At 28.3% G+C, this 14325-nt stretch carries 20 protein-coding genes; 17 read left to right on the top strand and 3 right to left on the bottom strand.

The features are described 5' to 3' along the window. Positions 1-55 precede the first annotated feature (55 nt). The 7 genes from AC4FQV_RS10930 (at position 56) to AC4FQV_RS10900 (ending at position 5953) form a co-directional block, all read left to right on the top strand. Positions 56-1036: a BppU family phage baseplate upper protein gene (locus AC4FQV_RS10930; protein ID WP_491165508.1), complete on the top strand. Its 981-nt coding sequence runs from the start codon at positions 56-58 to the stop codon at positions 1034-1036. A gap of 15 nt (positions 1037-1051) precedes the next feature. Next, positions 1052-1312 carry a hypothetical protein gene (locus AC4FQV_RS10925; RefSeq protein WP_491165507.1) on the top strand — a complete coding sequence of 87 codons (261 nt, stop codon included), beginning with the start codon at positions 1052-1054 and terminating at the stop codon, positions 1310-1312. Between the two features lie 9 nt (positions 1313-1321). Beyond that, on the top strand, positions 1322-1531 hold the full coding sequence (locus tag AC4FQV_RS10920) for a BhlA/UviB family holin-like peptide (RefSeq protein WP_491165506.1): 210 nt from the start codon (positions 1322-1324) through the stop codon (positions 1529-1531). 3 nt (positions 1532-1534) lie between these two features. Continuing rightward, positions 1535-4594, top strand: a complete 3060-nt coding sequence (locus AC4FQV_RS10915) for a hypothetical protein (RefSeq protein WP_491165505.1) — start codon at positions 1535-1537, stop codon at positions 4592-4594. Between the two features lie 13 nt (positions 4595-4607). Continuing rightward, positions 4608-4751 carry a hypothetical protein gene (locus AC4FQV_RS10910; RefSeq protein ID WP_491165504.1) on the top strand — a complete coding sequence of 48 codons (144 nt, stop codon included), beginning with the start codon at positions 4608-4610 and terminating at the stop codon, positions 4749-4751. Positions 4752-4799: 48 nt separating this feature from the next. Beyond that, the gene (locus tag AC4FQV_RS10905; protein WP_491165503.1) at positions 4800-5471 is read left to right on the top strand and encodes an N-acetylmuramoyl-L-alanine amidase; all 672 of its coding nucleotides are present in this window, start codon (positions 4800-4802) and stop codon (positions 5469-5471) included. A 71-nt stretch (positions 5472-5542) separates the two neighbouring features. Next, positions 5543-5953 (top strand): hypothetical protein, encoded by a 411-nt coding sequence (locus tag AC4FQV_RS10900; RefSeq protein ID WP_491165502.1) that lies wholly within the window; start codon positions 5543-5545, stop codon positions 5951-5953. A gap of 262 nt (positions 5954-6215) precedes the next feature. On the opposite strand, the gene AC4FQV_RS10895 is transcribed toward AC4FQV_RS10900, so the two are convergent. Together AC4FQV_RS10895 and AC4FQV_RS10890 are read right to left on the bottom strand one after the other, a co-directional pair. Next, positions 6216-6509, bottom strand: a complete 294-nt coding sequence (locus AC4FQV_RS10895) for a hypothetical protein (protein ID WP_491165501.1) — start codon at positions 6507-6509, stop codon at positions 6216-6218. Beyond that, positions 6488-7405, bottom strand: a complete 918-nt coding sequence (locus AC4FQV_RS10890) for a ParM/StbA family protein (RefSeq protein WP_491165500.1) — start codon at positions 7403-7405, stop codon at positions 6488-6490. The genes AC4FQV_RS10895 and AC4FQV_RS10890 overlap by 22 nt, the downstream gene beginning before the upstream one ends. A 600-nt stretch (positions 7406-8005) precedes the next feature. On the opposite strand from AC4FQV_RS10890, the gene AC4FQV_RS10885 reads away from it, so the two are divergent. Both AC4FQV_RS10885 and AC4FQV_RS10880 read left to right on the top strand, forming a co-directional pair. Further along, positions 8006-8704, top strand: a complete 699-nt coding sequence (locus tag AC4FQV_RS10885; RefSeq protein WP_491165499.1) for a hypothetical protein — start codon at positions 8006-8008, stop codon at positions 8702-8704. 10 nt (positions 8705-8714) lie between these two features. Further along, positions 8715-9905, top strand: a complete 1191-nt coding sequence (locus tag AC4FQV_RS10880; protein WP_491165498.1) for a competence protein CoiA family protein — start codon at positions 8715-8717, stop codon at positions 9903-9905. Between the two features lie 318 nt (positions 9906-10223). Here the strand turns inward: AC4FQV_RS10880 and AC4FQV_RS10875 are convergent, their stop codons facing one another. Further along, the gene (locus AC4FQV_RS10875) at positions 10224-10577 is read right to left on the bottom strand and encodes a helix-turn-helix domain-containing protein (protein ID WP_491165497.1); all 354 of its coding nucleotides are present in this window, start codon (positions 10575-10577) and stop codon (positions 10224-10226) included. A 278-nt stretch (positions 10578-10855) separates the two neighbouring features. Between AC4FQV_RS10875 and AC4FQV_RS10870 the strand changes: the two genes are divergently transcribed. The 8 genes from AC4FQV_RS10870 (at position 10856) to AC4FQV_RS10835 (ending at position 14313) form a co-directional block, all read left to right on the top strand. After that, positions 10856-11005 carry a hypothetical protein gene (locus AC4FQV_RS10870; protein ID WP_491165496.1) on the top strand — a complete coding sequence of 50 codons (150 nt, stop codon included), beginning with the start codon at positions 10856-10858 and terminating at the stop codon, positions 11003-11005. 81 nt (positions 11006-11086) lie between these two features. Next, positions 11087-11320 carry a hypothetical protein gene (locus tag AC4FQV_RS10865; protein ID WP_491165495.1) on the top strand — a complete coding sequence of 78 codons (234 nt, stop codon included), beginning with the start codon at positions 11087-11089 and terminating at the stop codon, positions 11318-11320. 474 nt (positions 11321-11794) lie between these two features. Continuing rightward, on the top strand, positions 11795-12196 hold the full coding sequence (locus tag AC4FQV_RS10860; protein ID WP_491165494.1) for a single-stranded DNA-binding protein: 402 nt from the start codon (positions 11795-11797) through the stop codon (positions 12194-12196). 6 nt (positions 12197-12202) lie between these two features. After that, positions 12203-12427 (top strand): hypothetical protein, encoded by a 225-nt coding sequence (locus AC4FQV_RS10855; protein WP_491165493.1) that lies wholly within the window; start codon positions 12203-12205, stop codon positions 12425-12427. 1 nt (position 12428) lies between these two features. Further along, the gene (locus AC4FQV_RS10850; protein WP_491165492.1) at positions 12429-12950 is read left to right on the top strand and encodes an HNH endonuclease signature motif containing protein; all 522 of its coding nucleotides are present in this window, start codon (positions 12429-12431) and stop codon (positions 12948-12950) included. After that, entirely contained in the window at positions 12922-13356 is a 435-nt protein-coding gene (locus AC4FQV_RS10845; RefSeq protein WP_491165491.1) for a hypothetical protein, read from the top strand. The genes AC4FQV_RS10850 and AC4FQV_RS10845 overlap by 29 nt, the downstream gene beginning before the upstream one ends. Continuing rightward, the gene (locus AC4FQV_RS10840; protein WP_491165490.1) at positions 13349-13834 is read left to right on the top strand and encodes a siphovirus Gp157 family protein; all 486 of its coding nucleotides are present in this window, start codon (positions 13349-13351) and stop codon (positions 13832-13834) included. The genes AC4FQV_RS10845 and AC4FQV_RS10840 overlap by 8 nt, the downstream gene beginning before the upstream one ends. Positions 13835-13845: 11 nt before the next feature. Beyond that, entirely contained in the window at positions 13846-14313 is a 468-nt protein-coding gene (locus AC4FQV_RS10835) for a hypothetical protein (RefSeq protein ID WP_491165489.1), read from the top strand. Positions 14314-14325: the final 12 nt, after the last annotated feature.

Here is a 14325-nt window from a genome sequence, read left to right as displayed (position 1 = left end):
AAGAATAGTAATTCTATTCTTCTTTTTTTATACATTTAAAGAGAAGGAGGTAAAAATGAATAATTTAGTAATACAAAAAGTTGTTGAAATAAATAGGGGAGAATTTGAACCTATTGAAGCAATTGAAGGCGATTATAATAGTAGATTTGTAGACTTTATAATTCTAGTCAATGGGAAACCTTTAGACATAACAGAAAGCCAAGTAAGAATTTACGCATTACCTAGCAATGGGAAAACAATTTTCAACGATTTAGAAATTAAAGACGGTAAAAAGGGACTTGCAAGACTAGAGCTTACTAAAGGTATTTTAGTAAAAGGTGATGTCCCATACATGCTAAAAATAAATACAGCAGACATGGGTTTATTAAGTAGTAACCCTTTTAATATAAGAGTAAATAAAAATTTAATGGAAGATAGCAGAATTACACATACTGACGAATTTACTGCATTAGAAAACGCCTTAAATCTAGTTGGGAATTTAAACGGGATAGATGTTAGAAGTAAAACCAACGTTACCAATATTAATAAACTTGGAGATGCTGTAAATAAACATAAACAACAATTAGCAGATAACGAAAGAGAAATAGATAAATTTAATGTTATTTATAACAATATACCTAGCAATATAAAAGTAAAGCCTACTGGTATAGAAATACAAGGCGCCAAAGGGACAACAGTTACAACTACAGACGGTGATTTAGCTATAAATATAGGGGGAACAGTTAAGAAGTATCCTACTTTAAAATATTTTACAGCAGTTAGTGTTAAAAGTAGTACGGTTGCTAAAGTAAAACTCCCTAAAGAATTTACAACCAGGAAAGATACTTTAGACTGGGGCGTTGCAGTTAAAGGTTATTATTACAATACTACTGCCGACTTCTTTCCTATGTATGTTGCAGTAAATGGAGCAGGGACTGAAGAACAAGACGGATATATTTATTGCAAAGTAGAAGGTATTTTTAAAATACAGAATGCTGATAACTCTGGAGATGTCCAAGAGAGAAGCTTAAATATTTCATTATTTGCAATGGCTTAAAAGGAGGAAATAACAATGGGAAAAGAAACTTTAGAAGATTTTAAAGGGACAATGAGTATTTTTTATGGCTCATTTACTGGCGACATTTATGGAGCAGTAGGTGGGGAACAATCTGCCGAAGAATTTTATGGGGATAGCTTTAAAGACTATAATTTAAAAACATTAATAACAGACTTTGACGGGTATGTTTTAGACAATATTTATAAATTTAAAGTAGAAGATGAAAGAATAATATTAAAAGAGAACCCTGAACTTTTAAAATACCTTTCTAATTAGGAGGGTGCAATGGAAGAACTTTTAACACAAGTAGTTACCCAAGGGGCCTTCGCAGTTCTTTTTGTTTGGTTGCTATTTGACACAAGAAAAGAAGCTAGAGAAAGGGAAGCAGAACTTCATAAACTTATAGATAAACTAGCAGATAGTTTTAAAGTTGTAGAAGATATTAAAGAAGATGTAGATAGTATAAAAAAAAGATTGTTTGAGGAGGAAACATAGGAATTGAAGGAAATTTATATAGACTTAAATAATTACAATAAAGATACCATTACACTTACCCAAGATGACAATTTAGCTAATTCTTATAAAATATTTATACTGAAAGATAAAGAACCTTTTTCTCTTTTAAATAAAAATGTAAAGTTAGCTTTTATAAATTCTTTGGATAAAAATTATGGGGATATAATAAATTTAAATATAACTAATGCAGGTTCTGGAGAAATAACGTTGCCTATAACTAACCAGATTTCACAAAAAGACGGGTTATACTCTTGCCAGCTTTGTATTTATAACGGAGATAATTATTCTTTAGAATATTCATCTTATTTTGATTTAGCAGTCAAAGAGAATATTTTTAATAATATAACTAAAAAAGTTCTTGATGATAAAAGCTTTATATATATAGAAAATATTTTAAATAAAGCATATGAATTAGATAACCAATTAAAAGATACAACAGAAGAAGCTACTAATATCAATAATATAATACAGAATAGTATAAATTTAGCTAAAAAAGAAAATGAAAATTTTAAAGAAAATATAGATGAAGCACATAATATTAATATTACTTTTCAATCCAATATAAAAGAAGCTAATAATATATCTAAAGAGTTAGATGATAAAAATACATCAGCTAAAGAAAATATAAGCAATTTAACTAATTTAAATTCAGAAGCTACAGAATTAGCAGGGGAAATAAAAGACAGTTTAAAGGTTAAAACGGACCTAGAAAATACTATAGAAGAAGCTAAAGATAGAACGATAACATTAACCAGCACAAACTCAAAAGCTGATAATAACATTAATTCTTTAAATAAATTAATAAACAATTCAAATGATAATTTTAATAAGCTGTCTAATGAGAACGATAAAGCTGCGAATAATATACATAGCTTAACTAATTTAAACAAGGAAGCTACAGAATTAAAAGGAAATTTATCAGAAGCTCCTGCTTTAAATAATAATCTTAAAAACTCTATAGAACAAGCCACTACAATAAAGAATGATTTGAATCAGGCTAACGTAGAAGGTAAAAGCAATATAAACAACCTTAATAGCATTAATACAGATGCTAAGAGCAATATAAGCAAATTGTCTAATGAAAATACAGAAACTAAAGAAAATATAAGTACATTAACAAAGTTAAATTCAGAAGGTAAGGAAATCTCAGAAAGTGTCAAACTAGCTCCCGCATTAAATAAACAATTAGAAGACAATATAAAAACAGCTACAGATGCAAACAATACTTTAGCAAAGACCAATACAGATGCAGAACAAAAGAAAGAAAATTTAGATACTAGCTTAGAAGAAGCTAAAAAATACATTGCAGGGTTAGACGGAAGCCAAAACGTTGTTCAAATGCAATTAGATATAAACGATATTAAGAAAGGCTTAAAAGAAGGATTACAGGATATTCAGTACCTAAATTACAAAGGTAGCTTTATTGATGTAGATAATTCTTTAGAAGGTAGAACTGTAAGCTTAAATATAGAAGGTAGAACTGTATTGAATATATCTCCTAAAGGCGTAGCTGATTGTAGTAATGTAGGCGCTTTTAATAATAACTATGCTAATGTTAGAGTAGAGCAAGGTGAAGGTTTTATTACATGCACCCAGGACAATATAAATATGTATGGAATATTGGGATATAATAATACTCAATTCTTGAAAACAAATAGTTATTATTTGCATGTAGCAAAAGTAGAAATATTAAACAATCCAGGAAATGAAGACTGTTTAATACATTTAGGTAATGGAGAAACAATAAAAAGAAAAGTTATAAAAGAAGGTACTGGAATAATAGCGTCTATATGTAAAACACCTGTATCAATGAATGACACTAATGATAAATGGCTAGGTATTAGAATAGGTGATGATACAACTAAGACAGGTGGTAAATCTTTTAAAGCTTACTCACTTGCTTCTTATGAAATTACTGAAGAAGAAAGCAAGAAAGAATTAGATGAGCTATTAAAAGTTTATCCAGTTAAATGTTTGGGTATAAATAGCGTCGGCGAAGATGAAGACAATAAAATAATTTACTCAAGTAATGGTAAAAATTTAATAAATGAAAAAAAATCAGAATATGGTTTAATAAGTGTAAGCAATGGCAATATATATACTACAGACACATCAAAGACTACTGACTTTATTCCAATAAATAAAAACCATTCCTATATAGCAAACGCAGAAGAAGGAGGTATAAGAAGTTGGTATTCAGTGCTTTTTGATATAGACAAGAATTATATAAAGCATTACCCTATATACGCTGGTTCTTCATTTATAGCTGAAATTACTGGATATATAAGATTTTCTTATCCTTCAGATAAAGATGAAACACCTGCGAAAGACTTAATATTTACGGAAGATAAAGAAAGAGTACCTTATGTACCTTATAAAGAAGATATTCAAAAGATACAACTAAAAGAACCTTTAAGGGGGATAGGCGATGTAAAAGACTTTATTAAAGAAGAAAATAATAAAATATACCTTTATAAGAATATTTTGGACTACACTTTTACAGGAGAAGAAAACGTCAACAAGCCTGAGGTTCAACCTACTGATAATAAATATATTAGATTTTACATAGAAGGTGTCAAAGGCATAAAACAGTATAGCGGTGTTAATATTTTGTGTTCTCATTTACCAGCTATAAATTTAAGTTCTAAACCTAATGCTGAAGGAATATTTGTAAGCAATACTGTAGATATACAAATATTAAAATCTAAATTAATATCATCTGATATTGAAGGAATGAAAGACTGGCTTAGAAAAAATAATGTTTCTTTATTTATTCCAAAAGATGTTTCAGAAAAAGAAGAAATAAAGTGTATAGCAGATATAGATTTAGACACATATAACGATAAAACTTATTTGTGCTTTAAAAATAATATTACAGGGGGATTAGATTTTAAAGCCTCTAGTAATATTGCCACCGTTATACAAAATACAGCTAAAGAAGTTAATAATATTTGGGATACAATTAATAATCTTTTAGTCCCAAGTATTTTAGAACTTAATAAAAAGATTTCATTAACAACTATAAAAAATAACTTAAAATAAAGAGGTGATTTTAATGGCTTATGAATTATGCAAATTCCAAATTTTAAACGGGAATTATGATAAAGAAGAAATGGAAGAGAACTTAATTCTTTTCAAAATGACAAATCAACTTACTAAGGAGCAATACTTAGAATTATATAATTTAATGAATAAATAGGGTTTATCAGCCCTATTTTTTTATTTTATTTAGAAAGGAAGTATAAAAATGAAAATAGGTTTAAGAGCAGGTCATAGTCCAAACTGTAGAGGGGCTATAGGGATAAAAGACGAATGGGCAAGTATGGACATATTATATGGATATGTTAGAGATATATTAGTAAAACATGGACATACAGTAGTTGATTGCAATAGTAAAGCTTATTCAGCTAATGATGAATTATATGAAGGGGCTAATAAAGCTAACGGGGCAGAAGTGGATTTATTCATAAGTTTACATATGAACTCTTTTAATGGACAAGCCCACGGAGTTGAAGCATTAACCCAAGGAGAAACAAGCAGAGCAAATACAATTGCGAAAAGGCTTTGCGAAAATTATGCTAAACTAGGCTTTTTCAATAGAGGAGTAAAATATCAACCTAATTTTTATGAAATGAGAAGAGTAAATGCCCCTAACATAATATTTGAAACTTGTTTCTGTGATAGCCAAAAAGATATTGATATTTGGTCGCCTACACCTTGGGGCAAGCTTGCAGCACACATATGTAATGCAATAGATCCAAACATCTCTTTAAATGCTGAAGAAGTAAAACCAGTAGAAGCTAAAAAAGACCGTTATCAAGTTAGGATATATGCTTTTACTAGCAAACAAGATGCAGATAAAGCTTCCAAGAGAATAAAAGACCAATTTGGTTATTATAACGTTGTAGAAAAAATGTAAGCTAGGGTTATTCACTAGCTTTTTCTCTCGTGATACAATGTTTTATAATATTATTTTTTTAGGAGGATTTTATGAAAAAGGGGATAGCAATTTTATTAAGCTTATTAATAGCAGGAGGAGCTCTTGCGGGATGTGGTAGTAAAAAAGCTGAGGCAAACATAGATGACATACCTACCATAAGCGAAGATGAAAAATCTAATTATAAAGAAGAAGCAGAAAAGGCTTTGGAAGGATATAAATTAAATTCTATAGATATATTAACTCAAACTGACACACTAAAGCCGATAGTATCTGTACAAGTTTTCTATAACGGAGATGAAAGCAATCTAAACAAAAGCAAAGTAGAAGAATTCACAAGAACTATAATAGATAAAATAAAAAAAGTATCAGACCTATATAGTGTTTCAGTTCTTAATAAAAATAATCAAATAATAGCAACCGCAGATTATGGGACTGGAGATAAAGTAGAGTTTACTGAATAGAAAAAGCTAGGGGTAATCCCTAGCTTATTTTAGTATATATATAATGCAATTGCTAAAAGCGGTAATGCAAGAGCCAAAACTCCTAAATACATACCTGCACATCTTATAACATTTCCTAAAAATAATCCTAAACTTTTCATAACTATTTATCCTCCTGATATTTACCCTACCAAGAAAATAAGTTATAATTATATTTGCGAGATATAATTAAAGTGCCTTACCTTTTTGGTGGGTGCTTTTTTATTTATTTTAATTAATTTTATTAATCTATTAAATCACTTATGTCTAATTCATCTATATTAAAGTCATCATCTATTGCTTTATCTTTAGTTTCTCCTACTACTTCTTCAATTATATCTTCCATATCTTCTGTTTCTTCTTTGGAGCAAGTAGCTTCAAATCTATTAAGATTATTAAGAACTATTTCCTCTCTTTTCATCTCCAACTTTGCTAAGTCTTTTAAAAATGCACTTGCACTACTTTTACTTTGAATGTAATCATATATATCACTTTCTTTTTCTTTAAAAGTAATTCTTATTTCTTTTGTTTTTGCCATTTAGCTAAACCTACCTTTCTAAATCCTCTAGCATTTGCATCTATTTCATCTTCAATTTTAGTTTGAGGCAATAACTTTTTAAATGCTGGATAAACCTTCTCTGCTCCACCACCACATAAAATAATATTATACTGTTTAATGTTAGGGTATAACCCTTTTAAATTATTAAAAAGCTTTTTGATAAACTTTAGCAGAATCTCTTTTTTATATTCTGTTTCAACTTCAAACTCTTCATTTCTAACATCAAGCTCTCCGTCAAAATATTTCTTTGCATCCTCTAATGGAACACTTAATTTATAATTCTTATCTAAAGTTTCCATTACTTCTTTATATATATCTATTAACCCAAGTTTAACACTTTTACCACCAGTAAACTTACCTAGTTCATTAAACTCTGCTACATCAGTAGTTCCTCCACCGATATCAACTATTAAAGTCTTTGCTTTATTATTCTCAAGCTGTTTAGTTTCTATTTTCACCCCATAGCCTTCTGGAACAACAAATACATCATTTATTACTATTGTTTTTCTTTCTCCATTAACAGAAACTGATTTACAACAGTTACCTTTGATTATATTTTTAATGTTTTCTTTCTCTGTGTTATATTGTCCTGCTGGTACGCCTATTACTAAGTTAATGTCTTTAGCATTTTCTCCAGTAACTTTATATAAGCAATAAAAAACTAAATCTAAGAAATTTTCTTTTTCATGTTTTAAAATATTATTTTCAAAATCTCCTTCTCCAAAGATTAAAGTCTTTCCTCCTACCTCTACTATATCAGCATTAGCAAAATTATTTAATTCTTCAAACGCCTTTGCTCTGCTTTCTGTAATAAAAGTTTTTTCTTCTGATACTGCAACACTTGTAATGTTACCTATATCCAATCCAACTATCATTATTTTATTCCCCTTTCATATACGAAAAATTACGTATGTTTTGTGTTGTTTTTTATCATTATAACATCTATAATTTACCCTTTCAACCCCTTAAAACGATTACAATAAAAATATTTTAGAAAATTACGTATGTTTTGTGATGTTTTATAATTGTTACTTATTTAAAGGGAATAAAAAAAAGAAGGTCGAAAACCTTCTCTGTTATACTAGACTTTTATTTCTTTCTATGCTAAAATTTAGATAATTTAATAAATGAACGGAATAAAAAGACAAAACTCTTTAAAGTTTTCCAACGCCAATCAGTTAACTTTAAAGAGCCCTACTTAAAAAGATTTTTTTACTTGACTATATTATATACAATATTGTAGATATAATCAAGTAGAAATCTCTTTTTAAGTAGAATTGTTTTTACCGTTCTATAAGAAAGGAGATTTTTTAATGCAAACAAATTTAAAATTAACAAAACAAGAATGGAGCATACTTAATGATAATATCGAATGCAACAATGCCAGAAACAAAGTTGCTAGCGTATTAAACTATTTAAAGAAACATATAGAAAAGAATGAAGGGACTTTCAGCAAGTCATTAGCAAAGATCCATATGTTTTATAGCAGAAGTCATTTCAAATTTACTTTAACTCATTTCAAAAATATAGTTAATAGGTTAAAGGAGCTTGGTCTAATTGTTATAGAAAAAGTTAAGAATAGAAACGTTTATACTTTACCTTTACCTAATGAAAATTTAGATACTCATAATCATGCTGTTACCAAAAAAGTTACCAAAAAAGTTACCGAAATAAATCATGCTCAAAGCATTGATATAACTAACGTTGAAGGCAATTCTGAAAAACATAGATATAAAGGATATATAGATAATAATATTACTTTACCTATTACTTATAAAGATATACTAAGAGAAATCAAAAATTCTTATAAAGGAATTAAAAAGGTTTTTGAAGTTGCAAGCAAGAAAGAACTTAGAGAAATAGCAGAAATGTTATTCGTTGCTAACAATGTTAATTCTGGTTCAAAAAGGGACAAGTATATCCAATATCTAGTTTTAAGAAAAATAAAATTTAGTCAAAAACAAATAAAGTTTTCAGGAGCAGTTAACTATATCGAAGCTATCTTAATCGAAAAAATGTCAGAAGTAGATAGTGGCTGTATTGATATTCCTGCTTGGATAACTAACGGAAACAACAAAGTAGCTCCAAGAGCAACTAACTTCACTCAAAGAGAATATGACTATGACCAATTAGAAAAAGAGTGGTTAGATACTAACGAAAGTATATGCTTTTAGGAGGTAGATTATGAGAGATAATTGTTTTGTATTAGCATTAAAAGACGGTGAAATAATTCATATAGAAGATTTAACAACTGAATATCGTGGAGCAAAGTGTGGGTGTATATGCCCTGATTGTCATAAACCATTAGTAGCAAGAATGGGAGAGTTTAACGCTTGGCATTTTGCACATGCTAAAGAAACTAGTTGTAAAGGTAACGGAGAAAGCTTAATTCATAGTTATGCAAAGAAAGTTATTGAGGAATTTAAATATATTACTATCCCTGGAGATAGAAAAGTTGAATTCACTTTTGTGGAGCAGGAAGAAAGAAGAGGAGAAACTGTAGTTGATGTCCTTGGAACAACTAAAAAGAATGAACTGGCTATAGAGATTTTTTATAAACACAAAACAGATAGAGCCAAGATAGAAAAACTTAAAGAACATTACAATTACGTTTTAGAGATAGATTTACCTAAAAACTTTATATTTACTCATACTGAAGAGGAATTTCAGGACTTAGTTTTAAATACAGCAGATAGAGAATGGATTGTCTATAATGGCAATACTAATTTAACGTTAAAAGAACTTGATAATGAAATATACTTTCTTTTAGACGAAAAGGGGAAAATAACTGAAGAAATAAAAAAACAAAGGTCTAAAATCAAAGAGAATGATGAATTGGAAAAAGAAATTATTAAAACAAAGAACAGACTTAAAAGAGCACAGTTCGAACTTAAAAAAGTAAATTCAGAAATAAGGAATAAAGAATATACAATAAGACGAGAAGTAGAAAAGAAGTTAAGAATTAAAGGCTCTGAATATAACAAGTTAGTTGAAAGTATAAGCAAATTAGCAAAGATAAAACATAAACTTGATGAAGAAGTTGTTTCAGTTAGGTGTGAAGTAGATGACTTAGAAAATACGGTAAAAAAAGAAATTGAAAGGTATTACAAAGAAAAGAAATTAGATATTGAAGAAGAATTTAAAGAAAGAGAGCATGAAATAAAAGAACAGAGAAAAAAATTAAGTGATTTAAATTTCAAGATGGACATGGCAAATAGAAAAGCTAAGTCAGTTGCTGAAGAGCATTTTAAGAAATTGATTAATGATTTTTCAAAGACATTATCTCCAACGTTAAAAGGTTATTTTCAAGACTTTGGAGCAGAACAGATTACTTTAGATATACCTAAAGATTTTAATATATTCAGTCTTATCTAATACATATAATTTTTTTCTTATATATTTAATAGAATAACGATTACTATTTAATAAATATTACTAATAAAAGGGTTTTTTGTCGGAAAATTTGGAAATTTTATAGAATTAAGAGAATATTTTTTATGTTATAATTTCTATTGTACAATTTAATTAAAAAAATTTTTTAAACTTTTAACATGAAAGGGAGAGATATTATGGACATAAAAGAATTAATTTTAGCATTTACCAAATTGAAAGAGAAAGATCCCGTGTTGTTTAAACGTTTGTTAAGCATTTTGAGAGAGAAAGTTGATATATAAACAAAGAGTAGGGATTAACCTACTCTTTTATTGTTTTCTTCATAATATTTTTTATAAGTTCTTTAGTTTCATCATCTGCTTTAAGAAAAAGTCTAAGCATTTCTTTTATTTCTTCGTCCTGGATATCATATTTCTCCAGTTCATCTTTAAATATTTCACCTTGTCCAAGGGTCAACCATTCCCTATTTACTTTATATTTATCACAGATGTCTGTAATAATTCTTGCTGTAGGCGTTCTAACTAAAGTTTCTATAGAAGATAGATGGTTTTGAGAAATGTTAATAGTTTCTGCGAACTGCTTTTGGGTTTCTTTCTTTAGTGTCCTCAAATGTCTTATTCTGTCACCAGTTGTCCTAAGCTTTCTTTGTCTCATTTTTTCATCACTCCTCACGGATATTTTAACATCTAAATTATCTCAAATCAAACATTTTACGAATAAACTTATGTAAAAAAGCGTATAAAAAAGTGCTTTTTTATCTCATTCAGATATTTTTCATTGTTTTTTAATAGAAAAGTCATTGTTTATTATCTCAAATGGATATATAATAAGGGTATCTCATTGAGATGTAAAAAATCCAATTAAGATACAAATACATTCCGTATAACATTAGACATGTTAGATTATATTATTATTTTTTTAGTGAGGGCAATATGAACCAAGATGAAATTAAATTTTTTGTAGAAAGTGCCAAAAGACTAAAAAAAGAAAACTACTTAGAGTACATAAAAATTAAGTCTTTCTTAGAAGGAATGGAAAGACAAAGAAGGCAGGATGAAAAAAGATGTCTAAAGAGCTGTTAGATACATTAATAGAAGAAATAGTAACACTTTACTTTAAAGGCTACACAGTAAAAGAAGCTTTGGAGAAGGTAGGGAAGAGTAATGGGAAATAATATTTCTTTAGATTTTTCAAATGATAATAATGCCGACTTTAAGATTCACGTTTTTGGTACAAGCTATATTTTGCTAGCTACTTCAGACGAACTTACCGTTAGAATAAAGTTAAGCTTTAAACACCTTGATGAAGCAATAGACATTTGCAGAAGAGCTAACGGTGAGCCTACTTTAAAAGAGTTAGAAGACACAATAATTTCTTTAAAGCAAAAAGATTTTTAAAAACACCTTCCGTCTTGGGGCTTAATGCTCCAAGACAAACTAAACCAAATAAAAACAAAATTAAATAGGTATAACCCGTTGTAATTGTTAAGCATGCCCCTTTTAAAACTATAGCTAGAATTATTTTAAGTGACATATTTACTCAACGTTTTATAAAAAAATTCTCGAATTTGTGCGTTTAGAAGTTCATGTTCAACTTAGACACTCTTATTATTAAATAATAAAGTTTTACACTTAAAGACTAAAGTTAACGTAAAATAATACCTCTGTATAATTAATTTCAATAATATATACATTTAAGGGGAGTTTAGTTTTTTCTCTAATTTCTCCTAATTTAATTAATTTAATATATTCAATGTAATACAGTTGCTGACAATTATAACGGTTATATATAAAGCTAGGGGACAATAAGCACAATATCTTAAACCCCTAGCATTATTTTTAGCTTTTTTTAAGGAAATGGAGAGAGAATATATGAATTCAGTACATTTAATAGGCAGAATAGCTAATGATTTAGAATCAAATGTTATAGTAAAACAAGACCAAACAGTATTAAAAATCAACTTAGCTGTAAAAAGAAAATACAAAAAAGATGAAGCAGATTTTATAAGTTGTGTAGCTTTTGGTAAAACAGCAGAAAATATTGTTAACTTCTTCAGGAAAGGGAACTTAATAGCAGTTAACGGAAGAATTCAAACTGGAAGCTATGAAGCTAAAGATAAAACTAGAAGATATACAACTGATGTAATTATAGATGAATTTTTCTTTTTGGGGCCAAAAGATCCAAACAATAAAAATGTAACAAAAAATGAATTTAAGTTAGAGAATGATACATTAATGGAAGAAATGGAGGATGACGGAGATATCCCGTTTTAGATAGAAATGAGAAATACATTAAAAGACTTACACAACCATTTATTTGAACAGTTAGAAAGATTAAATGATGAAAGCTTAAAGGGAGAGGCTCTTAAAGAAGAAATGGAAAGAGCAAAAGCAATGAGCGGGATAGCAACTAAGATTATAGAGAATGGGAACCTAGTTATTAAAACTAAAGAAACTTTTTATAGGCTTGGGGAAGCTAACCCTAATCAAATTTTAGGTGATTAATATGAACCCATTTACAGATGAACAAAAAGAATTTATAAAAAATAATGTAGTTGGTAGGTATAATGAAGAGCTTGCAGACCTTTTAAATGAGAAATTTGGGACTGATTTTAATAAAAATCAAATAAAAAATTTTAAGAGAACCCAAAACTTAAGAAGTGGGTTAGGTGGGTGGAATCGACCAAGATACAAAATAGGAGATGAATTCATAAGTAACATAGGTTTTATATTAGTTAAAACTGAAAAAGGTTGGAAATACAAGCACCGATTAGTATGGGAAAAGTATTTTGGGGCAATCCCTAAAGACAAAGCTATCGTTTTTTTAGATAAAAATAGATTAAATTGCAACATAGAAAATTTACTTTGCGTAGATAAAAAAATTTTGGCGTACTTAAATAGGAACCAAACTTTTAAAAATAGAACTAATGCAGATGTAACTAAAGTTTGTATAGCATTAGCAGCATTAAAATTTAGAATAAAAGAATTGGAGCAAAGAAATGAAAATAAAAAAAGAAAAACTAGATAATATTATTTTCTATCTCAACCAAAAAGCAGAATTAAGTAGTGTGAATGCTAAATGGCGTATAGCCTCCTCATATAATCTTAATGAATTAGAAGCAGAAGCAATTTATAGATATTGGCGTAAAAGATATGTAAGAGGAATTTTTAAGCCAGAGAAAGAAAAAATGCCATTAGATAACGCAAGTAACTTAGAAAGATTTGCAATAGAATATTCATTAACAAATAAAGCAGGACTTAATAAAGAAACAATAATTAATATTGTAAATAATCTTAATAGAACAAAAGGTGTGCAAGAAACATATAGAGAATTAGGGTTACCTAAAAATCAAGTGTTTGCACTTTCTCAAGCAGCAATTAAATATGGAATAATTAAAAGGAAGAAACAAAGGGGAGTGAAAAATTTTGGCTAAACTTTATGAATTAACAAGCAATTATAAAAACTTATTAGAACTTGCAGAAGAAGAAGAAATAAGCAAAGAAATTTTAATGACTGCCATGGAGCAAGTCGAAGGAGATATCTCCGAAAAGATAGAAAACATTATAAAGCTTATCAGGAATTTAGAAGGTAACGTTAAAATCTATAAAGATGAAGAAAAGTTTTTCTCCAGCAAAAGAAAGGCTACTGAAAGGAATATAGATAGCTTAAAGAAATATGTAGAAGAAACATTAAATGATTCTCACTTAAAAGAACTTAATACTAAGCTATTTAATTGCAAGTTTGTAAAGAGCAAACCGATTGTAGAAATTACAGATGAAGAACTTATCCCATATAACTATATACAAGTAGAAAAGAAAATAGATAAAAATAATATTTATAATGCTATAAAGCTAGGGGAAGAAGTCCCTGGAGCAATGCTTAAAGAAAATATAAAGTTAAGAATTAAGTAGGAGGATTTATTATGACTAAAGTAATAGCCGGTTTCCCAGGCGTAGGGAAATCTTATTACACTAAACATCATTCAGAATTAAAGGCGTTAGATTCTGACAGTAGTAATTTTAAATGGGTAATTGATAAAGAAGGGAATAAAGTAGTAAACAAAGACTTTCCTAATAACTACATTAAACATATTAAAGATAATTTAAATAAGGTTGATATTATTTTTGTTAGCACTCATAAAGAAGTTAGAGATATTTTAAGAGAAAATAATATAAATTATTATTTAGTATATCCTTCTCTAAATTTAAAAGAAGAATACATAGATAGATATAAACAAAGAAATAGTCCTAAAGAGTTTATAGAACTTATGGATAAGAACTTTGAAGTTTTTATTAAAGATATAGAGCAAGAAAATTTTCCAAAACTAATAAAACTTAGTAGTGGGCAATATATAGCTAACATTTTATTTAAAGGGAAGTATAAGAAATGAGAGAAGAAATGA

Source organism: Clostridium sp. TJA038 (assembly GCF_058310255.1).
This window is presented reverse-complemented; position numbering and strand designations above follow the sequence as displayed.